Below are 18743 nucleotides of genomic sequence, written 5' to 3'. Positions count from 1 at the left end.
GTGTTCCTGACGCGGTCCGGCCGCCGCGGCCCCGCGGGCCTGCGGGGCCACGGCGCGGCCCCTCATGAAAGGTCGGCGCCGTTCGACGCGATGACCTTCTTGTACCAGGTGAAGGAGTCCTTGCGGACGCGGCGCAGCGTGCCGCCGCCCATGTCGTCCTGGTCGACGTAGACGAACCCGTACCGCTTCGACATCTGCGAGGTCGAGGCGCTCACCAGGTCGATGGGTGCCCAGCTGACGTATCCGAGCAGGTCCACGCCCTCGTCCACGGCCTGGATCAGCTGCTCGAAGTGCGCCCGGAAGTAGTCGATGCGGTAGGGGTCGTGGACATGGCCGTCGGCGGTGAGCTCGTCGCGCATGCCCAGGCCGTTCTCGACGATGAACAGCGGTTTCCCGTAGCGGTCGTACAGGGAGATCAGCGAGATGCGCAGGCCGACGGGGTCGATCTGCCAGCCCCACTCGCTCGACGGCAGGAACGGGTTCTTCACCCCGAGGACGGTGTTGCCGGGGGTGCGCTCCGCGTCGGGGCGCACGGACTCCGTCATCGACATGTAGTAGCTGAAGGAGATGAAGTCCGCGGTGTGCTCGGCGAGCAGTTCGCGGTCGCCGTCCCGGAACGGGATCGTGATGCCCCGCCGCTCCAGGGCCCGCAGGGCCAGCCGGGGGTACGCGCCGCCCGCCTGCACGTCGGTGCACAGGTAGAGCATCCGCTCCTTGAGCTGGGTGGCGGCGACGTCGTCGGGGTGACAGGTGTTCGGGTAGGTGGTCAGCATGGTGAGCATGCAGCCCATCCGGGCGTCGGGCACCATGTCGCGCAGCATCCTGGTGACCGACGCGCCGGCCACGAACTGGTGGTGCAGCGCCGTGTAGCAGGCCTGCTCCAGCTCGTCCTGGGGAATCGTGTCCGGGATGATCGCCCCGGAGGTGAAGGGGTGGCGCAGGATGCCGTCGATCTCGTTGAAGGTGATCCAGGACTTCACGTACGCGCCGAAGCGCGCGAAGCAGACGGCCGCGAACCGCTCGAACAGTTCGATCGTGCGCCGCTCGACCCAGCCGTTGTGCTTCAGGGCGAGGGCGAGCGGGGGGTCGTAGTGGGAGAGCGTGACGAGCGGTTCGATCCCGAGCCTGCGCATCTCCCGGAACATCGCCTCGTAGTGGGCGACGCCCTCCTCGTTGGGTTCCGTCTCCTCGCCGGTGGGGAACAGGCGGGTCCAGGAGATCGAGACGCGCAGGGTCGTGAAGCCCATCTCGGCGAAGAGCGCGAGGTCCTCGGGGTAGCGGTGGTAGAAGTCGATGCCGCGCCGCTTGGGGTAGTAGGTGTCGTCCTGGTCGGCGGCGGCCTTCTCGACGCCCGCCTTCGTGACGACGTGGTGCGCCGCGTACTCGGTGGGGTCCGTGTGCGGCTTGTACGTCGCGACGTCGGAGACCGCCGGGCCGCGTCCGCCTTCCTTCCACGCTCCTTCGACCTGGTTGGCGGCGAGTGCGCCGCCCCAGCGGAATCCGTCAGGCAGTGCCATGGGTCAGCTCCTTCTTCTCGGTGCCCCGAGCGCTCTGCTCGTGGGCGTCCCGGGTGCGTACGGTGGCGAGGGGCGCGCCCGTCTCGATCGGGCCCGCCGCGAGGTCGGCCACGGAGAACTGCGCGGCGTTGACCACGACGACCGGGGTCGTGGTGTCGTAGCCGGCGGCGCGTACCGCGTCGAGGTCGACGTCCAGCACGTGCCGGCCGGCCTCGACCCGGTCGCCCTGGGCGATGTGTGCGGTGAAGTGCTCGCCGGCGAGCTTCACGGTGTCGACCCCGATGTGCACGAGCACTTCGGCGCCGGAGTCGGTGGTGATGCCGATGGCGTGCCGCGAGGGCAGCAGCGAGGTGACCGTGCCGCCGACGGGGGCCAGGACGCGGCCGGAGGCGGGCACGATGGCGATGCCCTCGCCCAGGGTTCCGCTGCTGAAGACCGGGTCGTCGACCTCGGCGAGGGGGATCGCGGTGCCGCTCATGGGGGCGACGAGGAGGTCGCCGCCCTGGGGCGCCTGCTGGGCGGTGTCGGTGCCGGCCGCCGCTCCGGGGTCAGGGGCGGTGGAGTCCTTCCAGGTCAGCAGCGAGACCAGGAAGGAGACCGCGAAGGCGATGCCGAAGCCGATGAAGGCGTTGACGATGTTCATCGGCGCGTCGTCGTTGGCGAACATCGACATGCTGGCAAGTCCCGGGCCGACGACGGCGTGCGCGGAGACGTGGGTGAGTCCGACGTAGGCGCCGCCGCTGAGCGATCCGGCGACGACGGCGACCATCGTGCGGCGGTTCTGGAGGGTGACGCCGTAGAGGGCCGGTTCGGTGATGCCGAACAGCGCGGAGACGCTGGCCGACACCGATGTGGCGCGCAGTGCGGCGCGCTTGGTGCGGAGCGCGACCCCGAGGGTGGCGCCGCATTCGCTGAGGTTGTGCGCGAGGGACGCGGGGAGGTACAGCGACTCCGCTCCGGTGGCGCCGACCTGGTTGAGGGTGGGCGGCAGGAACGCCTTGTGCATGCCGACCGAGATCACGAAGGGCAGCAGTGCGGCGAGCAGGGCCACGGCGACCCAGCCGAGCGTCTGGTGCATCCAGAGCATCGCCGAGGTCAGCAGGGTGCCGAGGCCGTAGCCGAGCGGGCCGAGCGCCACCATCGTGACGGGCACGACGATCAGGAAGCACATCATCGGTACGAAGAACACGCGGATCGGGCCGGGTGTGATGCGCTGGAAGGCCCGTTCCACTGCCCAGAGCAGCAGGACGCTGAGGATGGCCGGGAAGACCTGCGAGCTGTAGCCGATGTTGGTGACCGGGACGCCGAACAGGGACACTCCGCCGTCGCGGGCGATGAGTGCGGTGAACGCGGGGAAGAGCAGTACGCCGACCGCGCTGATCGCGACCGGGCGGTTGACGTTGAGCTTCTTCGCCGTGGTGTAGGCGACGAGCAGCGGCAGGAAGGCGAACACCGCGTCCGGAATGGCGGCCAGCAGGAGGTAGTTCTGGCCCTCCTTGTCCATCCAGCCGAGCACACCGCACAGCACGAGCAGCGACTTGAGCACGCCCGCGCCCGCGATGGCGGGCACGACGGGGGTGAAGACGCTGACGACGAAGTCCATGACGACCCGGCCGACGCGCTTGCCGCTCCACCGCTCGCGGGTCCCGTCCGCCCGGCCGCCGCCCTCGGCGGTCGCGGAGTCCTGACCCGTGTCGGTCAGCTTCGTGAGGGCCCGGTGGACCTCGATCACCTTGCTGCCGATGATGATCTGGGTCTGCGGGCCGGTGACGACACCCAGCACGCAGGGCACCGCCCGCAGGCGGTCGACGTCCGCGGCACCGGTGTCGGCGAGGCTGAAACGAAGCCGAGTCGAACAGTGCTGCAACGCCGTGACGTTGCCGGCACCACCGACCGCTTCGAGAATCGCTCTCGCGCTCCCGTTCACGTCCATGTGCTCTCCTCGTAGATCGGGGAACACGTGGCCGGGGGTGTGCGGGCAATAAAAAAAGGACCCGTCGCTGAACGCATTCAGCGGCGGATCCTGCCTGCACTACCAGTCACATGTCCTATAAAGATCCTGCCAGATTCCTTCAAAAACGGTCAACTCTGGTCAGCCGGTCGCCCGGCTCTCCCCGCCCCGTACGTCGGCCTCCCGGTGCTCCCCCACTCGGGGCCGGTCGAAGGCCGCGGCGAGGAGTTCGAGCAGGGGCGCGGTACGGGGGTGGGGGTCCCGGCGCGGTGTGATCGCGTAGATGCCGCGGGCCGGCGGATCCACCAGGCCGACGGTGGTCACGTCGGCCCGCAGGGCGCGCGTCAGAGCCCGGGGGATCAGCGCGATGGCGTGACCGGTGGCGACCAGGGCCAGCTTGCCGGGCAGATCGGCGGCGGTCAGGTCGATGCGGACCGCGACGCCGGCGCGGGCAGCGTGCTGGCGCAGCAGCGCCGCCGATCCGTCGTTGTCCTCCGCCCAGGTCCGGTCCGCCAGCTCCCCGACCGGGACCGGTCCCCGCCCGGCCAGGTCGTGGCCGAGGGGCAGTACGACGACCATCTCGTCCAGCCCCAGGAACCTCCGGTCCACGCGCGGGTCGGCGACCAGTCCGGGCGGGGCGTCGGTGACCACGGCGACGTCGAGATCACCGGCCGCCACCCGCTCGTGGAGCTGTGCGCTGAGGGCCGGGAACAGGCTCCACCGGACGGGGCCGGTCCGCTCCAGCAGGACGCGGACCGCCTCGGGGACGATGCCCGCGGCGAGGGACGGCGTCGCTCCGACGGACAGCGGCCGGTCGGACACCCCGTCGCGCACGTCCCGTACCGCACGTACGGCGCGGTCCGCCTCGTGGAGCGTGACCAGGGCGTGCCGCCGGAACACCTCGCCCGCCGCCGTCGGCCGCACCCCGCGCGCGTGGCGCTCCACCAGGGGCACGCCGAGCTGCCCCTCCAGCCCGGCGATCTGCCGGGAGACGGCCGACTGCGTGTGGTGCAGCTCGGCCGCCGCCGCCGACAGCGACCCGAGACGGCACACGGTCACGAAGGTCCGCCAGACAGTCAGATCCATGGCGGCAGTATGCCTCGCAGGTATGCGTGATGCGCAGGGCTGGTATGCCACATCTGCGCTTGTCGCAGCTCTCGGGGTGCACCAGTGTGGCCCGCATGACCTCACCACGTACGACCGCCGTCCTCGGACTGGGGCGCATGGGCGGCGCGATAGCGGCACGGCTGGCCTCACAGGGCCGGGACGTCGTCGGCTGGACCCGCTCGGGGCGCGCGTCCGGCGGCATCCGCACGACGGACGACCCGGGGAAGGCCGTCGCCGACGCCGACCTCGTGATCCTGGCCCTGTTCGACGGCCCGGCCTGCCGGCACGTCCTCGACCGCGTCCGCGACTCGCTCCGGGCCGACACCCTGGTACTCAACACCAGCACCATCGCCCCCGCCGAAGCAGCCTCGCTGGCGGGAGAGTTCGGTCCTCGCTACGTCCACGCGCCCGTGCTCGGCTCGGTACCGGCCGCCGCCTCGGGCACGCTGCGGATACTGGCCGCCGCCGACGGGGACGTACTCGCCCGGCTGCGGCCGGTGCTGGAGACCCTGGGCACCGTCCACCGGGCGGACGACTCCCGTACCGCCGCCGCCCTCAAGCTGATCGCCAACAACAGCCTCAGCGGCGCCGTCCTCGCGCTGCGCGACGCCCTGCGGCAGGCCGACGCCCTCGGCCTGCCGCGTGCGCAGGTCCTGGACGTCCTCGAACTCGGCCGGCTCGGCGGGCTGGTGGCCCACAAGCGGCCCTTCCTCGACGGCGGTCCGGCCCCCGCCGAGGCCGACTTCACCCTCGGCGCACTGGCCAAGGACATGGCGCTGCTGGCCGCCGCCTCGCCCGTCCCGTTGCGCAGCGCGACGGGCCTGGAGGCGCCCCTTGCCGCGACCGGCGCCTCCGCGACGAACCCCGCCCACGCCGACATCGCCGTCGCGGCCACCGCCCCCGCCGTGGCGGACGCCGTACTCGCACCGCTCCGCGCCTACATCCGCGGCCACGCCACCGGCGACCCCGCCCACTTCCGGGAGGCGTTCCTGCCCGGTGCCCGCATCGAGGGGCTCCGGGACGGCGCCTTCCTCTCCTGGCACCTGGAGGAGTACTGCGGCCTCTTCCCGGGCCGGCCCGCCCCGGACGAGCCGGCGCGCGCCCGCCGCATCGACTCCGTCGACGTCCACGGCACGGTCGCGACCGCCACCATGACGCTCGCGCACGGCGCGGACACCTTCACCGACGTGTTCCTGCTGGTACGCGCCGACGACCGGTGGCGCATCGCGAACAAGGCGTACCACCGGCACACCTGAGCCCCGGAACGGCCGCCCGCTCCAAGGGAGTTGCCCCTCGCGAACCACCGGGCGAGGAGGCTCGCTTCTCCCGTCGGAGTACGTCCTCCAGGGACATCGCCGCACCCCGAGCGAAGGCGGCCCCGTACCGGTCGCCGTCCAGGGCGGTCCGCCGACGCGTCGGCCGACGAGCGGCCCGGGGGCGGCCGTGCGGCCCCGGGCCAGGTGTCGGGGGTCCGCGCGTCAGGTGTCCGCGCGTCAGGTGTCCGCGTGCCGGGTGTCAGGACGCCTTGCGCAGGGCCTCGATCGCCTGCTGGCAGGCCGCGCCGGCCTGGGCGGTCACCTCCGAGCAGATCCGGCAGTGCGCGTGGTTCCGCGCGTGCTGGTTGCACGCCTGGAAGCTGCGCTCGCAGGCCAGCACGCACGCCTCCAACTGCGCGGTGAGCACCGCCGGTTCGGGGTCGCTGCCCCGGGCGAGCACCCGCCGCGTCGCCGCGGCGACGTCCGCGCAGTCCAGGTCCCGGTTGATCGCCGCTTCCAGCTCGCCCGCCGCCTCGTGCGCGAGCATGCCGCGCGCGCAGACGGCGGAGGCCTGCTCGCACTCCAGCAGCGCGTCGACCGCGCGCGCGACGGTCTCGTTGTCGAGGTGGTCGGAGCGGGGTGTCAGGCTGTCGAACAGTTCGCGGGTCTGCATCGTCATCACCGCCGTATTCGGGAGGACTCCGGGCTCCGACACTAGCCCCGCCCCTATGCGCCGGGAAGTGCCCCCGCACCGGAATCGGCCGCCGCGACACGGCCCTTGCCGGAGCCCTCCGCCGGGTCCCGGGGCTGCTGGTCCGACGGTGGCGCAGGGTCCGCGGAACCGGTGGGGCCGGTGGGTTCGACGAGCTGGGAACGTACGTAGTTCCAGACGACCCCGATCAGCGCGGCGGCCGGTACGGCGAGGAGGCTGCCGACCACTCCGGCCAGGCTGCCGCCCAGCACCACGACCATCAGGACGACCGCCGCGTGCAGGCCGAGCCCACGGCTCTGGATCATGGGCTGGAAGACGTTGCCCTCCAGCTGCTGCACCACGACGATGATCGCGAGCACGATGAGCGCGTCCGTCGGACCGTTCGACACCCAGGCGATGAGCACCGCGACGAAGCCCGCGAAGAAGGCGCCCACGATCGGCACGAACGCGGAGACGAAGGTGAGCACCGCCAGCGGCAGCACCAGGGGCACGTCGAGGACCCACAGGCCGATGCCGATGAACACCGCGTCCAGCAGACCGACCAGCGCCTGGGAGCGCACGAAGGTGCCCAGCGTCGCCCAGCAGCGGGTGGCCACCACGGGGACGTCGGTGGCGAACCGGCCGGGCAGCTGGCGGGTGAGCCACGGCAGGAAGCGCGGGCCGTCCTTGAGGAAGAAGAACATCAGGAAGAACGCGAGGACCGCGGTGACCAGGCTGTTCACCACGGTGCTCACGCCCGTGCCGAAGGCGGTGACCATGGTGCCCGCACTGTTCTGGATGCGCTCGACGGCCGAGTCGAGGACGCCGGTGATCTGGTCGTCGCCGATGTTCAGCGGCGGCCCCGAGGCCCATTCGCGGAGCTGCTGGAGTCCGGCGACCACGCCGTCGGCCAGCTGTCCGGACTGGGAGGCGACGGGCACCGCGATCAGTGCCACGATGCCCGCGAGGAGCAGCAGGAAGACCACGGTCACCAGGGAGGCGGCCAGTGCGGGCCGCCAGCCGTGCCTGCGCAGGAACCGGACCGTCGGCCAGGTGAGGGTGGTGAGGAAGAGGCCCACGACGACCGGCCAGACCACCGACCACATCTGGCCCAGCACCCACAGGGCCGCCGTGGCCATCGCGAGGACCAGCAGTACGTCGATGGATATGCGCGCCGAGCGCCGAAGCGCGGTCGCAGATTTCGCAGAACTCAACATGCCGGACATTCTGCCAGCCGGGGTCCGGTCATAACTTCGGAGGGCCGACCCGGAGTTGACCTGAGTTCAACTGTTTCACAGGCTTCTGCGCGCCCGCACCTCGGCGCCTACCCGCTCCGGCTCCTTTCAGCCCCGCCGTCTGGGGTCGAGAAGCTGCTCCCGCAGGGCGGTCAGCTGGTGCGAGGACTCCACCGCGCGGGTCTCGTCCAGCGTGGCCAGTGCCAGGATCAGCGCGTCAGCGACCAGCAGCCCGGTCAGCGACTCGGCGGTGATGCCGGTCGGGGTGTGCGGCGCGGTCAGCACGGCCTCCACGCGGTCGGCGTACGCCTCCCCCAGCTCGTCCGTCACGAGGATCACCCGGGCGCCGACGGCGCGGGCCCGCTCCATCAGCACCGTCAGCTCGACCAGCCGTCGGCCCGGCTGGAAGATCACCACGGCGTCGCCCTGGCCCAGGGCGAGAAGCTGGTCCGCGAGGGCGAAGCCCGTCTCCGAGACGAAGCGGGCGCGGCGGCCGATCCGGCCGAGGGCCAGTGCCAGGTGCCGGGCGCCCGGCTCGGACGCGGCGATTCCGTAGCAGAACACCTCGTGGGCCTCGGCGAGGACCTCCACCGCGCGCCTCAGCGCGTCCGGGCCGGTGAGCCGGCGGCAGTGGTCGATCCGCTCCCGGGCCTCGTCGAAGACATCGCCCCAGATGGAGTCGAGGTCCCGGCCCACGTGCGCGATGCGCTGCTTGAGGCGCACCTCGGGGGCGACGGCGGAGGTGAAGTCGTTGGCCAGTTCGCGCTTGAGGGCGGGCAGGCCGGCGTACCCGAGGCGCTGGAGCGCCCGGACGACGGTGGCGTTGCTGGTGGAGCTGGCGGCTCCCAGCTCCTGCGCGCTGGCGAAGAGCAATTGCTCGACGGGGGCGCTGACCAGGTACTGCGCCACGGCCCGCTCCGAGGCGGACAGCCCCTCCCACTGGTCGCGGATCGCGGCGCGCAGCCGCGTCACTCCGGTCTCGTTCTCTGGAATTTCCATTACAACCATTGACTTTCGTGTGACCGGCGTTACTGTCCTGGGCAGAACGTTCCAAGGGGAACGCATCCTGAAATCGACGTTACAGGACCGTGGTGGTCCCGCGCCGCCGTTCCCGGGAGCGTCCCGTCGCGAGGAGAAGAATGGCACCCCGTCCCACGGCACCCGGCCCCGCCCGGGTCCTCCCGGTCATCGAGATCTCCGGCGGTCCGCTCGCACGCGGCCGTCAGTACGGCGAAGCCGTACGCCCCCAGTTGCACGCCGCCCTCGGCTACTACGAGGAGGCCTTCGGCCGCTCCGCCGGACTGACCTGGGAGCGGGTGACCGCCCGCGCCGCCCGCTGGCTGGAGCCCGTACGCGCCTACGCACCCCACCTCGTCGAGGAGATGCGGGGCATCGCCGACGGCGCCGGCGTCGGCCTGCTCGACGTCCTCGCCCTGAACGCCCGCGGCGAGGTCATCTACGACAAGTCCTTCGCCCGGATGGAGGCGGACGGCAGCCCCGCGGACGGCGGCCCCTCGGACGGCAGCCCCCCGGCCGGCGGCCCCGCGGACGGTCTCCCGGCGGACGGCGGTCCCGTGCAGGGCCACCCCGCCGAGGAGGAGCCCGCCGAGGGCTGCACCTCCTTCGCCGCCTACGGCGAGGCCAGCGGCGACGGGCACGTCTACGCGGGCCAGAACTGGGACTGGCGCGCCGGCGTCGCCGACACCGTCGTCATGGTGCGGATCGTCCAGCCGCCCAGGCCCACCCTGATCATGCAGGTCGAGGCCGGGCAGATCGGCCGCCAGGGCGCCAACTCGGCGGGCATCGCCCTCAACGCCAACGGTCTCGGCGGGCGCTTCGACGACACGGTCGGCCTGCCCCAGACCGTGGTGCGCCGCAGCGTCCTGGACCAGAGCACCATCACCGACGCCCTCGACGTGCTGTGCCGCACCCGGGCGCACATCGCCAGCAACGCCCTGCTCACCTGCCGCGAGGGCTTCGCCATCGACCTGGAGACCACCCCCGCGGGACACGGCTGGATGTACCCGACCGACGGCCTGCTGGTGCACGGCAACCACTACCAGGCCGGCGTGCCCGCACCGCTGGCCGCCGCCGGGTACCGCCCGATGTCCTCCGACTCGCTGGTCCGCGTGCCGCGCGCCGAGCAGGGACTCAGGGCGCTGCGCGGCTCCACCGGGCCCGACCGGTCGCGGGCGATCGTCCGCCGGGCGATGTCGGACCACCTCGGCCACCCGGAGTCCCTGTGCACCCACCCCGACCCGCGCCGGCCCCTCGTCGAGCACTGGGCCACCCTCGTCTCCTCGCTGGCCGACCTGACCACCGGGGACTACCACGTGACCGCGGGCACCCCCTGCGACCGCGAGTACCAGCACCTGCCCTGGAACCTCTACGACGGCCCGTACGGCCAGAACTGACGGGAACTCAGTGATGACGAACCGCATCTCCCCGAGAAGGGCGGCGCCGGCCGCGGGACTCGTGGTGGCGGCGCTCGTGGCGGCCACCGGCTGCAGCGGAGCGACCCAGAACACCACGGGCGGCGCGGGCGGGGCCTCGGCCGCCGCCCTCACCCTCACCCCGACCACCCCGGCGGCCAAGGGCGAACTCGCCAACGCCAACTGGCTCCTGGAGGACGAACCCGACTCCCTCGACCTGGACACCCAGGGCTCCAGCGCGGGCCGCGTCGTCCTCACCAACGTCTGCGAGCGGCTCTACCAGCTCCAGCCGGACATGACGACCAGGCCCTTCCTCGCCGAGAAGGCCGAGACACCGGACGACACCACCCTCGTCCTGACCCTGCGCTCCGGCGTCACCTTCCACGACGGCACCCCGATGACCGCGGACGACGTGCTGTGGAGCCTCCAGCGGCACGCGGACCCGGACATGGAGCAGGGCGACGAGTTCGAGAACGTCGCCTCGATGAAGAAGACCGGCGACCGGCGGATCACCATCGCCTTCAAGGCTCCGGACGCCATGTTCGTCAAGGCGCTCGCCGGTGACGCGGGCATCGTCTGGAACAAGGAACAGGTCGAGAAGGCGGGCAAGGACTTCGGCACGCCGGGCCGGCCCGACGCCTGCACCGGCCCCTACACGCTGGGCGACTGGAAGTCCGGCGACTCGATCACCATCCGCCGCTACGACGGCTACTGGGGAGCCAGGCCGCTGACCAAGCAGGTCACCTTCCGCTGGGCCGCCGACAGCGCACTCGTCAACGCCCTGACGACCGGTGCCGCCGACGGCGCGTACGCCGAGTCCCCCAACACCGCCGCCGCGCTCAGCGGCAAGAAGGGCATCGAGCAGCACTACGGCCCCTCGACGGCCTCCCTCGTCCTCATCCCGACCGGGCGCGGCGGCCTGAAGGACCCGAAGGTCCGCCGGGCGCTCTCGCTGGCCCTCGACCGCAGGGGCATCGCCGCCTCGGGCTACGGCTCGATGGTGCAGCCCTGGGGCACCCCGGTCGGCTCCGGCGCCTGGGGCTACCGCAAGGACCTGTTCACCGCCGCCCAGAAGGACATCGCGTACGCCCCCGAGAGCCCCGCCGCGGACGACATCGCGCAGGCGAAGAAGCTGGTCAAGGAGGCGGGGGCGGCGCCCACCGACCCGATCGTGATCGGCACCGACGCCAGCCAGGGCCGCACCGTCGTCGCCAACGCCGTCCGCTCCGCACTCCAGCGCATCGGCCTCACCGGGCAGATCAAAACGGTGCCGACCTCCCAGTTCGAGCAGTACTACAGCGACCCGGAGCTGCGCGACGGGATCGACGTGCTGGTCGGCGACTGGTACATCTCCAAGGCCGACCCGATGGGCTTCTACGACAACGCGCTCTCCGGCTCCTCCAACAACTGGGTCGGCTTCAAGGACGCGGCCTACGACGCCAAGGTGAAGAAGGCGCTCGGCACCCTCGACGACACCGCGCGCGCGAAGCTCGCCGTCGACGTCCAGAAGACGTTCACCGACGCGGCCGTCTGGATCTCCGTCGCCCAGGTGCCGTCCGTCCTGGTCCTCGACGAGAAGCTGACCGGACCGCCGGCCTCCATGGCGTACCTCTACTACCCGTGGGCCGCCGGACTCGGCGCCAAGAAGGGCTGACCACCGATGCTCGCCCGGATCTCCCGGCGGCTGGCCGGACTGCTGGCCACCCTCCTCGCCGCCTCCTTCGTCATCTTCGCCGCCGTGTACGCGGCACCCGGCGACCCGGCCGTCTTCCTGGCCGGGGGCCGCGACAAACTCACCCCGGAGAAGCTGGAGCTCGTCAGGGCCCAGTACCACCTCGACGAACCCCTGATCGTGCAGTACGGCCGCTGGCTCGGCGACTGCCTCCACTTCGACCTCGGCCGGTCCTTCAAGTACAGCGACGAGGTCGCCGAACTGCTGCTCGCCCGCTTCCCGACGACGCTCGCCCTGGTGGCGTACGCGACCGTGCTCTTCGTCGTCCTGGGCGTCGGCGCCGGCATCCTCGCCGCGGTCCGCCGGGGCACCTGGATCGACTCGACCGTCGTCGGCGGAACCACCCTGGCGGCCTCCGTGCCGTCGTTCGTCTCGGCCATCGCGCTGGTCGCGCTGTTCGGCGTCCAGCTCGGCTGGTTCCCGGTGACCGGCAGCGGCGAGGGGTTCGCGGGCACCCTGCACCATCTGACGCTGCCCGCCGTCTCCCTGGCGCTCGGCGCACTCGCGCTGATCAGCCGGGTGACCCGGCAGGCCATGGCGGACGCGGGCGCCGCCGACCACGTGGAGGCGGCCCGCGCCTCCGGCATCCCCGAACGCAGCATCGTGGTGCGCCACGTCCTGCGCAACGCGCTGGGGCCGATCGTCACCATGTGCGGACTGGTCATGGCGGGGATGCTCGCCGGCACCGTCGTCGTGGAGACGGCCTTCGGGATCAGCGGCGTCGGCTCGCTGCTCGTCGGCGCGATCAACACCCACGACTTCCCCGTCGCCCAGGCCGTGCTCCTGCTGATGGTCACCGGCTACATCGTGGTCACGACGCTCGTCGACCTGCTCCACCCGCTGCTCGACCCGCGCGTGAAGGAGGCCGCCGCATGAGCGTGAGCGCCCCGGCCCTCGCCCCGAGCCGCCCCGGCTCCTCCTCGCGCAGGCCGCCGAGCGTCATGATCGCCGGGGCCCTGCTCGCCCTGGTGGTGCTCGCCGCCGTGCTGGCCCCGCTGATCGCCCCGTACGCCCCCGACGACATCGACCTCTCGGCGTCACTCGTCGGCACCGGCGGCGAGCACCTCCTCGGCACCGACTCCTCGGGCCAGGACCTGCTCTCCCGGGTGCTGTACGGGGCCCGCACCAGTCTGATCGCGCCGGTCCTGCTGCTCGCCATCGCCGCCCTCCTCGGGGTCGCGCTCGGTACCCTCGCCGCCTGGCGGGGCGGCTGGGCCGACACCGTGGTCTCCCGGCTCACCGACGTCATGTACGCCTTCCCCGGGCTGCTGTTCACCGTTCTGATCATCGCGGTCTTCGGTGCCGGGATGACGACGTCGGTGCTCGCGCTCGGCCTCGCGTACACGCCGACGGTCGCCAAGTACACGCGCTCGGTGGCGCTCGCCGAACGCCGCAAGCCCTATGTCGACGCGTACCGCGTCCAGGGCATGGGCGGGGTGCGGATCTGCGCCCGGCACCTCGTGCCGAACCTGGGCCGCTCGGTCCTCGGCTATCTGGTCGTGCTGTTCGGCGAGGCCCTGATGTCGCTGGCCACGCTCTCCTACCTGGGTTTCGGCGCCCAGCCGCCCAGTTCGGACTGGGGACTGATGGTGCAGGAGGGCCAGGCGGCCGTCGTGCAGGGCGCGCTGCTGCCTGCCATGGTGCCCGGTGTCGCCATCGCACTCGTCGTGGTGTCCTTCAACGTCGTCGGGGTCTGGGCCGCCGACCGACTCGACAGCGGGAGGTAGCCGCATGCTCCTCGACATCGACAACCTCACCCTCGAACTGCCCGGCACCGCCCGCCCCGTGCTCACCGACGTCACCCTGCGGGTGGCGGCCGGCGAGGTGGTCGGCCTGGTCGGCGAGTCCGGTTCCGGCAAGTCGACGACGGCCAGGGCGGCGCTGCGCACCCTGCCCCCGGGCACCGCCGTCTCTGGGTCGGTACGCGTCGACGGCACCGACGTGCTCGCCCTGGGCGGCGAGGACCTGCGCGCCCACCGGGCCCGCACCGTCGCCATGGTCCACCAGGACCCGCGCGCCGCACTCAACCCGGTGCGCCGCATCGGCGACTTCCTCGTCGAACGGCTCGCGGGCACCGGCTCCGGCAGAACCGACAGGAGGGCGGCCCGCGCCCGCGCCGTCGAACTCCTCGCCGCCGTCGGCCTGTCCGACCCCGAGCAGCGGGTGCGCCAGCGCCCGCACGAACTGTCCGGCGGCATGCTCCAGCGCGTCGTCATCGCGGGCGCGCTGGCCGCCGAACCGCGGCTGCTGCTCGCCGACGAGGCGACCAGCGCCCTGGACGTCACCACGCAGGCGGAGATCCTCGCGCTGCTGCGCACCCTGCGGACCGAACGGAGCCTCGGGCTGCTGTTCATCACGCACGACCTGCATCTGGCCGCCGCCTACTGCGACCGCGTGTACGTCATGTACGCGGGCCGGGTCGTCGAGGAGCAGCCCGCCGCGGCCCTCTTCGAGAGGCCCAGGCACCCGTACACCCGCGGGCTGCTCGACTGTTCGCCGACGCTGGGCGAGACGGGGCGGGAGATCCGCCCGATCCCGGGACGCCCGCCGTCGCTGGCCGACGCCTTCGGCGGCTGCGAGTTCGCCGACCGCTGCCCGGACGCCGAACCGGAGTGCGCCACCTGGCGGCCGGAACCGGTGCCGCTGCCGGGCGGCGGCACCGCGGCCTGCCGCCGGCTGCCGGTCCTGACGGGCGTGGGCGCGCGGGCAGCCACCGCCGCGAAAAGCACGGAGAGCACGGAGAGCACGGAGCACGCCGACAGCACGGAGAAGGGGACGCCCCGATGACCGATCCGACCGCCGGATCCGCGCCGCTGCTGGCCGTGGCGGGCCTGCGCAAGACGTACCGGCTGCCCGGCCGTGCCCCGCTCACCGCCGCCGACGCCGTCTCCTTCACCGTGCCGGCCGGCGGTTCGCTGGGGATCGTCGGCGAGTCGGGCTCGGGCAAGACGACGGTGGCCCGGATGCTCGTGGGGCTCGTACGTCCCGACGCGGGCACCGTGTCCGTCGAGGGCCGCGCCCGTGCCCCGCGCACACCGCGCGGCCGGACCGCGCGACTGGCCAGGGCGCGGGAGATCCAGATGGTGTTCCAGGACCCGTACGTCTCGCTGGATCCCCGGCTCACCGCCCGCCGTTGCCTGACGACGGCCCTGCGGCTGCACGGACGGCCGGAGAGTCTGGCGGACGGACTGCTCGACCGGGTGGGGCTCGGTGCCCGCGAGGCACAGGCGCTGCCGCAGGGTCTCTCCGGCGGCCAGCGCCAACGGCTGGCCATCGCGCGGGCGCTGGCCGTCGACCCCAGGGTGCTGGTGCTGGACGAGGCCGTGGCCGCGCTGGACGTCTCGATCCAGGCGCAGATCCTCACCCTGCTCGGCGAGATCCGCCGGGACACCGGGGTGGCCCTGGTGTTCGTCAGCCACGATCTGGCGGTCGTCCAGCACATCACCGACGAGGTGCTGGTGATGCGCCGGGGCACCGTGGTGGAGCAGGGGCCCACGGCAGAAGTGCTGGCCGACCCGCGCGACCCGTACACCCGGCTGCTGCTGGCCTCGGTGCCGCGGGCGGGCTGGGACCCGGCGGACGCGGTCACGGCGCGGGCGGCGATGACGTCCCCGGGCGCCGCCTGAGCCGCGTACGGAGTCGGAGGGGAGGCCGGGGCGGAAGTCCGGAGTACCGGAGTACTGGAGTACCGGACTTGCCGGGCGACAGGACGGAGCGGGCGGTGTCCGGCGCGATGCCGGGACGCCGCCCGCCCCCTTCAATTCGGGTGCGTGCCGTGCCGCGGAGCGCCGTCGCGGAGGCGCGCGCACGGATTTGCGGAACGTACTTCACCGACACGTGGGGCCGTACGGCGTCGTTGGACTTGGTATGCCGCCAGAAGAAACGTTCCCCCGCCCTGCTCTGCCGCCCGTCTGGACCCGCGTACCGCTGCCGCCACGTGCCGCCGACAGCGGTACGCCGATCTACGACGCCCTCGCCCGCAGCTGGCGGGAACAGGGCCGCGAGCTGCCCCGCCCCACCGGCGGCATCACCGCCCGGGGCTACCCCGAACTGCCGCACCCCCGGGCCGGCGTCCGCCCCCAGGCCCCCATCTGGCGCACGGACACCGACGTCCACGAGAGCGGCTGGGGCACCGGCCCGGGGACCGGCGAACCCTTCGCCTGACCACCGGCCCCACCCACCGGCCAGTGGTGCCGGAGGCGGCAAGTAGTGCCGGAGGCGCCAGTAGTGCTGGTGGTTCCGGTGGTGTCGGAGGTCAGGACGAGGGCTTGGCGGTGCAGACCGCGGGGAGGCCCGGGGCGGACGACTTGCCCGTGGCGAGCACCTTCCTGCCGTCGAGCAGAATGCGGCAGGTGGCTCGCTCGCCCTTCTCCGGCGTGACGGTGACCCTGGCCTCCCTGCCGTCGAGGACGACCGTCTCCTTGGACCACGCCGTACCCACCGCGGCGACGTCGTGCTCCTTCACGGAACGGTCCTGCCCCGGGTATCGCCCCTCGGTGTCCTGGTACTTCACGGCCAACGGCTTGTCCCCGGGGGAGCCCGCCTCGTATGTGACGGCCCAGTTCCTGCCGAACAGATTCACCTTGTCGCCGACGGCGATCTTCGCCGCCACCACGATCACCACGAGCCCGACGACGACGCCGATCGTCTTGCCGACCGCTCCGAAACACCCACCTGTACAACTCATGGGAAAAGCACATCACGCGAATATCGGCTGACATGTCGCCTTTAGGTACCGTCCGGCCTACCTCTCAGGTCGCACACGCCCCGAGGCGCCCTCGCAGCGACCGGACGGCCGCTTTTCAGATGTTCCCGTCACTCGGATGTTGTGGGTATCCTCCTCGGGACGGGAACAGGAAGAGGTGCAGCATGGTCCGGCTGTCCAGGGCGCAGCAGCAGGAGCACACCCGCGCGGCCGTGCTCGCCGCCGCGCGTGCGGAGTTCGCCGAGCGCGGGTACGCCGCCACGAAGGTCGACCGGATCGCCGAGCGGGCCGAACTGACCCGTGGCGCGGTGTACTCGAACTTCCCGAGCAAGCGCGCTCTCTATCTGGCCGTGCTGGTCGACCTGGTCGAGCACGGCGCCACGGACGGGGCACCGGCCACGGTTCCGGCCGCCGCACCCGACACTCCCCCGGCCCTTGCCTCTCCCGCGTCCCTGGGCGAGTCGCTCGGCGCGTTCGCCCGCGCCTGGCTGGAGCGGCTGCCGCTCACCGGCGAGGAGCCCGCACTCGGTCAGGTACAGCTGCGGTCTCTCACCGAACTGCTCGACGACGAAGCGTTCCGGGCCGCCTTCGGCCAGGTGACCCGGCTGGAGGCGCTGCTGCTTGCGCTCGCCCTGGAGGCGCGGGAGGCGGCCGGGGCTCCGGCCGGGCCGGGTGCCGGGACGGGGACCGTACGGCAGGTGCGGCGGGCGGAGCTGGTGCTGCGGCTGCTGGACGGGCCCGGCGCCTCGGTCGATCCGGCGCTCGCGTTCGGCGATCCCTTCGACGTCGTCCAGGCCTGCGCGCATCTGGGCGGCCTCCCCCTCGCCGACACGTGGGCCCCGCCGCACCTGCCGTACGTCGCCCCGGCGCGGGTGTGCCGGGATCCGTGGGCGCCACCGGGGGAAGTGCGGGACCTGATCACCGGCCGGCCGGTCGACTGCGCGCAGGACGGTGTGTTCGTGCTGCTCGGCAGCCGCCGGCTGGCCGCCGCCGAGGAGGCCGTCCGCGCCGCGCGGCCGGGTGACCGGGTGACCGTGGCTCTGGCGACGGCGGACCCGGCCGAGACCGGTCGTCTCGTACGGCTGAGGATCGAGGACTTCACCCGCTGTCTGCGAGGCGTTTTCGCGCCGGAGGCGGGGCCGTCGTTCCGCCTCGTCCTCGACGAGCACGGTCTGCTGGCGTCCGCACTCGGCGTTCCGGACGCCGACGACTCCACCGAGCACGCGGTGCGCGTCCGGGACGGCGTGGTCGTCGCCCGTGCGCACGGCCGGGGAGCAGGACACGCGGCGGGGACGGCGGGCGGCCCCGGCCCGGACACTTCCCGGACCGCACCCCCGGGCACCTCCCGGACCGCTGCGGGCACCTCGCGGACCACCCCGGACGCCTCCCGGACCGCCCCGGGCACCTCCCGGACCGCAGCCGCCCCCCGGACCGCTGCGGACACCTCCCGTGGAGCCGCGTCGTGAACCCCGGTGCCACGGCCCGTCCGACCGGCACCGATCTCCTGGTGCTGCACGCCCTTCGCTGCGCGGGGTTCTCGGGGATTCCCGCGCTCGCGGGGGTGACCGGGCTCGCCGAGTCCGACGTGGAGTCGGAGCTGATCGACCTCGCCGTGGCGGGGCTCGTCACCCACACCCCGGGCGACTTCGGCGGCTGGGGTCTCACGGAGGCAGGCCGGGCCGCCGACGCCGAGCGGATCGCCGCCGAGCTGGACACGGCCGGTGCGCGGGCCGGTACGGGCGCGGCGTTCGAGCGGTTCCTCGTGCTCAACCCCGAACTGCTCGACCTCTGCACGGCCTGGCAACTGCGCGCCGCCGACGGCGCCATGACGATGAACGACCACAGCGACCCCGACTACGACGCACGGGTCCTGCACCGGTTCGCGGACTTCCACCGGCGTGCCGAGCCCGTCCTCGCGGAACTGGCCGCGCTGTTGCTCAGGTTCCACCGCTACCCGGTGCGGCTGGCCGACGCGCTCGGTCGCGCGCGGGCGGGCGAGCGGGAGTACGTGGCGGAGAACACCTCCTCGTACCACTCCGTCTGGTTCCAGCTGCACGAGGACCTGCTGACCACGCTCGGCATTCCGCGCCACTGAATAGCGGTGCACGCGAGCAGCG

At 72.7% G+C, this 18743-nt stretch carries 17 protein-coding genes; 10 read left to right on the top strand and 7 right to left on the bottom strand.

Annotation, left to right across the window (positions count from 1 at the left end; genetic code table 11):
- Nucleotides 1-62: 62 nt before the first annotated feature.
- From ACFYVL_RS34255 to ACFYVL_RS34245, 3 genes are all read right to left on the bottom strand, one after another.
- A complete protein-coding gene (locus tag ACFYVL_RS34255) occupies nt 63-1517 on the bottom strand; it encodes a glycoside hydrolase family 1 protein (protein WP_389251951.1) in 1455 nt (484 codons plus the stop codon).
- Nucleotides 1504-3450, bottom strand: a complete 1947-nt coding sequence (locus tag ACFYVL_RS34250) for a beta-glucoside-specific PTS transporter subunit IIABC (RefSeq protein ID WP_389251949.1) — start codon at nt 3448-3450, stop codon at nt 1504-1506. Before ACFYVL_RS34250 ends, ACFYVL_RS34255 begins: the two co-directional genes overlap by 14 nt.
- Before the next feature lie 159 nt (nt 3451-3609).
- Entirely contained in the window at nt 3610-4554 is a 945-nt protein-coding gene (locus ACFYVL_RS34245; RefSeq protein ID WP_389251947.1) for a LysR family transcriptional regulator, read from the bottom strand.
- A 95-nt stretch (nt 4555-4649) separates the two neighbouring features.
- On the opposite strand from ACFYVL_RS34245, the gene ACFYVL_RS34240 reads away from it, so the two are divergent.
- On the top strand, nt 4650-5831 hold the full coding sequence (locus tag ACFYVL_RS34240; RefSeq protein WP_389251945.1) for a nuclear transport factor 2 family protein: 1182 nt from the start codon (nt 4650-4652) through the stop codon (nt 5829-5831).
- A 259-nt stretch (nt 5832-6090) separates the two neighbouring features.
- On the opposite strand, the gene ACFYVL_RS34235 is transcribed toward ACFYVL_RS34240, so the two are convergent.
- The 3 genes from ACFYVL_RS34235 to ACFYVL_RS34225 all read right to left on the bottom strand — a co-directional run bounded on the left by ACFYVL_RS34235 (nt 6091) and on the right by ACFYVL_RS34225 (nt 8765).
- On the bottom strand, nt 6091-6510 hold the full coding sequence (locus ACFYVL_RS34235) for a hypothetical protein (protein WP_389251943.1): 420 nt from the start codon (nt 6508-6510) through the stop codon (nt 6091-6093).
- A 47-nt stretch (nt 6511-6557) separates the two neighbouring features.
- Nucleotides 6558-7748: an AI-2E family transporter gene (locus tag ACFYVL_RS34230; RefSeq protein WP_389251941.1), complete on the bottom strand. Its 1191-nt coding sequence runs from the start codon at nt 7746-7748 to the stop codon at nt 6558-6560.
- A 117-nt stretch (nt 7749-7865) separates the two neighbouring features.
- On the bottom strand, nt 7866-8765 hold the full coding sequence (locus ACFYVL_RS34225) for a MurR/RpiR family transcriptional regulator (RefSeq protein WP_389251939.1): 900 nt from the start codon (nt 8763-8765) through the stop codon (nt 7866-7868).
- A 131-nt stretch (nt 8766-8896) separates the two neighbouring features.
- Between ACFYVL_RS34225 and ACFYVL_RS34220 the strand changes: the two genes are divergently transcribed.
- From ACFYVL_RS34220 to ACFYVL_RS34190, 7 genes are all read left to right on the top strand, one after another.
- Entirely contained in the window at nt 8897-10171 is a 1275-nt protein-coding gene (locus tag ACFYVL_RS34220) for a C45 family autoproteolytic acyltransferase/hydolase (RefSeq protein WP_389251937.1), read from the top strand.
- A gap of 13 nt (nt 10172-10184) precedes the next feature.
- Nucleotides 10185-11843: an ABC transporter substrate-binding protein gene (locus tag ACFYVL_RS34215; protein ID WP_389251935.1), complete on the top strand. Its 1659-nt coding sequence runs from the start codon at nt 10185-10187 to the stop codon at nt 11841-11843.
- Between the two features lie 6 nt (nt 11844-11849).
- Nucleotides 11850-12797: an ABC transporter permease gene (locus ACFYVL_RS34210; RefSeq protein WP_389251933.1), complete on the top strand. Its 948-nt coding sequence runs from the start codon at nt 11850-11852 to the stop codon at nt 12795-12797.
- Nucleotides 12794-13648 (top strand): ABC transporter permease, encoded by an 855-nt coding sequence (locus ACFYVL_RS34205; protein ID WP_389251931.1) that lies wholly within the window; start codon nt 12794-12796, stop codon nt 13646-13648. The genes ACFYVL_RS34210 and ACFYVL_RS34205 overlap by 4 nt, the downstream gene beginning before the upstream one ends.
- A gap of 4 nt (nt 13649-13652) precedes the next feature.
- Nucleotides 13653-14708, top strand: coding sequence for an ABC transporter ATP-binding protein (locus ACFYVL_RS34200; RefSeq protein ID WP_389251929.1), 1056 nt, complete (start codon nt 13653-13655; stop codon nt 14706-14708).
- Nucleotides 14705-15547 (top strand): ABC transporter ATP-binding protein, encoded by an 843-nt coding sequence (locus ACFYVL_RS34195; RefSeq protein ID WP_389251927.1) that lies wholly within the window; start codon nt 14705-14707, stop codon nt 15545-15547. Before ACFYVL_RS34200 ends, ACFYVL_RS34195 begins: the two co-directional genes overlap by 4 nt.
- A gap of 241 nt (nt 15548-15788) precedes the next feature.
- Nucleotides 15789-16085 carry a hypothetical protein gene (locus ACFYVL_RS34190; RefSeq protein WP_389251925.1) on the top strand — a complete coding sequence of 99 codons (297 nt, stop codon included), beginning with the start codon at nt 15789-15791 and terminating at the stop codon, nt 16083-16085.
- A 91-nt stretch (nt 16086-16176) separates the two neighbouring features.
- Here ACFYVL_RS34190 and ACFYVL_RS34185 read toward each other — a convergent pair whose 3' ends face one another.
- Complete coding sequence (locus tag ACFYVL_RS34185) at nt 16177-16608, bottom strand: hypothetical protein (RefSeq protein WP_389251923.1); 432 nt, start codon at nt 16606-16608, stop codon at nt 16177-16179.
- 182 nt (nt 16609-16790) lie between these two features.
- Here ACFYVL_RS34185 and ACFYVL_RS34180 point away from each other — a divergent pair, with 182 nt between their 5' ends.
- Together ACFYVL_RS34180 and ACFYVL_RS34175 are read left to right on the top strand one after the other, a co-directional pair.
- Entirely contained in the window at nt 16791-18092 is a 1302-nt protein-coding gene (locus ACFYVL_RS34180) for a TetR/AcrR family transcriptional regulator (protein ID WP_389251921.1), read from the top strand.
- On the top strand, nt 18089-18721 hold the full coding sequence (locus ACFYVL_RS34175; RefSeq protein ID WP_389251919.1) for a transcriptional regulator: 633 nt from the start codon (nt 18089-18091) through the stop codon (nt 18719-18721). Before ACFYVL_RS34180 ends, ACFYVL_RS34175 begins: the two co-directional genes overlap by 4 nt.
- Nucleotides 18722-18743 lie beyond the last annotated feature (22 nt).

The organism is Streptomyces sp. NPDC004111, assembly GCF_042874215.1.
In the GTDB taxonomy this organism is placed as follows: Bacteria; Actinomycetota; Actinomycetes; order Streptomycetales; family Streptomycetaceae; genus Streptomyces.
This window is presented reverse-complemented; position numbering and strand designations above follow the sequence as displayed.

Bases quoted from the DNA above. Each gene is read 5' to 3' on its own strand.
- ACFYVL_RS34210 (WP_389251933.1), top strand. From the start codon at position 11,850: ATGCTCGCCCGGATCTCCCGGCGGCTGGCCGGACTGCTGGCCACCCTC.
- ACFYVL_RS34255 (WP_389251951.1), bottom strand. From the start codon at position 1,517: ATGGCACTGCCTGACGGATTCCGCTGGGGCGGCGCACTCGCCGCCAAC.
- ACFYVL_RS34215 (WP_389251935.1), top strand. From the start codon at position 10,185: ATGACGAACCGCATCTCCCCGAGAAGGGCGGCGCCGGCCGCGGGACTC.
- ACFYVL_RS34240 (WP_389251945.1), top strand. From the start codon at position 4,650: ATGACCTCACCACGTACGACCGCCGTCCTCGGACTGGGGCGCATGGGC.
- ACFYVL_RS34205 (WP_389251931.1), top strand. From the start codon at position 12,794: ATGAGCGTGAGCGCCCCGGCCCTCGCCCCGAGCCGCCCCGGCTCCTCC.
- ACFYVL_RS34200 (WP_389251929.1), top strand. From the start codon at position 13,653: ATGCTCCTCGACATCGACAACCTCACCCTCGAACTGCCCGGCACCGCC.
- ACFYVL_RS34195 (WP_389251927.1), top strand. From the start codon at position 14,705: ATGACCGATCCGACCGCCGGATCCGCGCCGCTGCTGGCCGTGGCGGGC.
- ACFYVL_RS34190 (WP_389251925.1), top strand. From the start codon at position 15,789: ATGCCGCCAGAAGAAACGTTCCCCCGCCCTGCTCTGCCGCCCGTCTGG.
- ACFYVL_RS34245 (WP_389251947.1), bottom strand. From the start codon at position 4,554: ATGGATCTGACTGTCTGGCGGACCTTCGTGACCGTGTGCCGTCTCGGG.
- ACFYVL_RS34250 (WP_389251949.1), bottom strand. From the start codon at position 3,450: ATGGACGTGAACGGGAGCGCGAGAGCGATTCTCGAAGCGGTCGGTGGT.
- ACFYVL_RS34230 (WP_389251941.1), bottom strand. From the start codon at position 7,748: ATGTCCGGCATGTTGAGTTCTGCGAAATCTGCGACCGCGCTTCGGCGC.
- ACFYVL_RS34235 (WP_389251943.1), bottom strand. From the start codon at position 6,510: ATGACGATGCAGACCCGCGAACTGTTCGACAGCCTGACACCCCGCTCC.
- ACFYVL_RS34185 (WP_389251923.1), bottom strand. From the start codon at position 16,608: ATGAGTTGTACAGGTGGGTGTTTCGGAGCGGTCGGCAAGACGATCGGC.
- ACFYVL_RS34225 (WP_389251939.1), bottom strand. From the start codon at position 8,765: ATGGTTGTAATGGAAATTCCAGAGAACGAGACCGGAGTGACGCGGCTG.
- ACFYVL_RS34180 (WP_389251921.1), top strand. From the start codon at position 16,791: ATGGTCCGGCTGTCCAGGGCGCAGCAGCAGGAGCACACCCGCGCGGCC.
- ACFYVL_RS34220 (WP_389251937.1), top strand. From the start codon at position 8,897: ATGGCACCCCGTCCCACGGCACCCGGCCCCGCCCGGGTCCTCCCGGTC.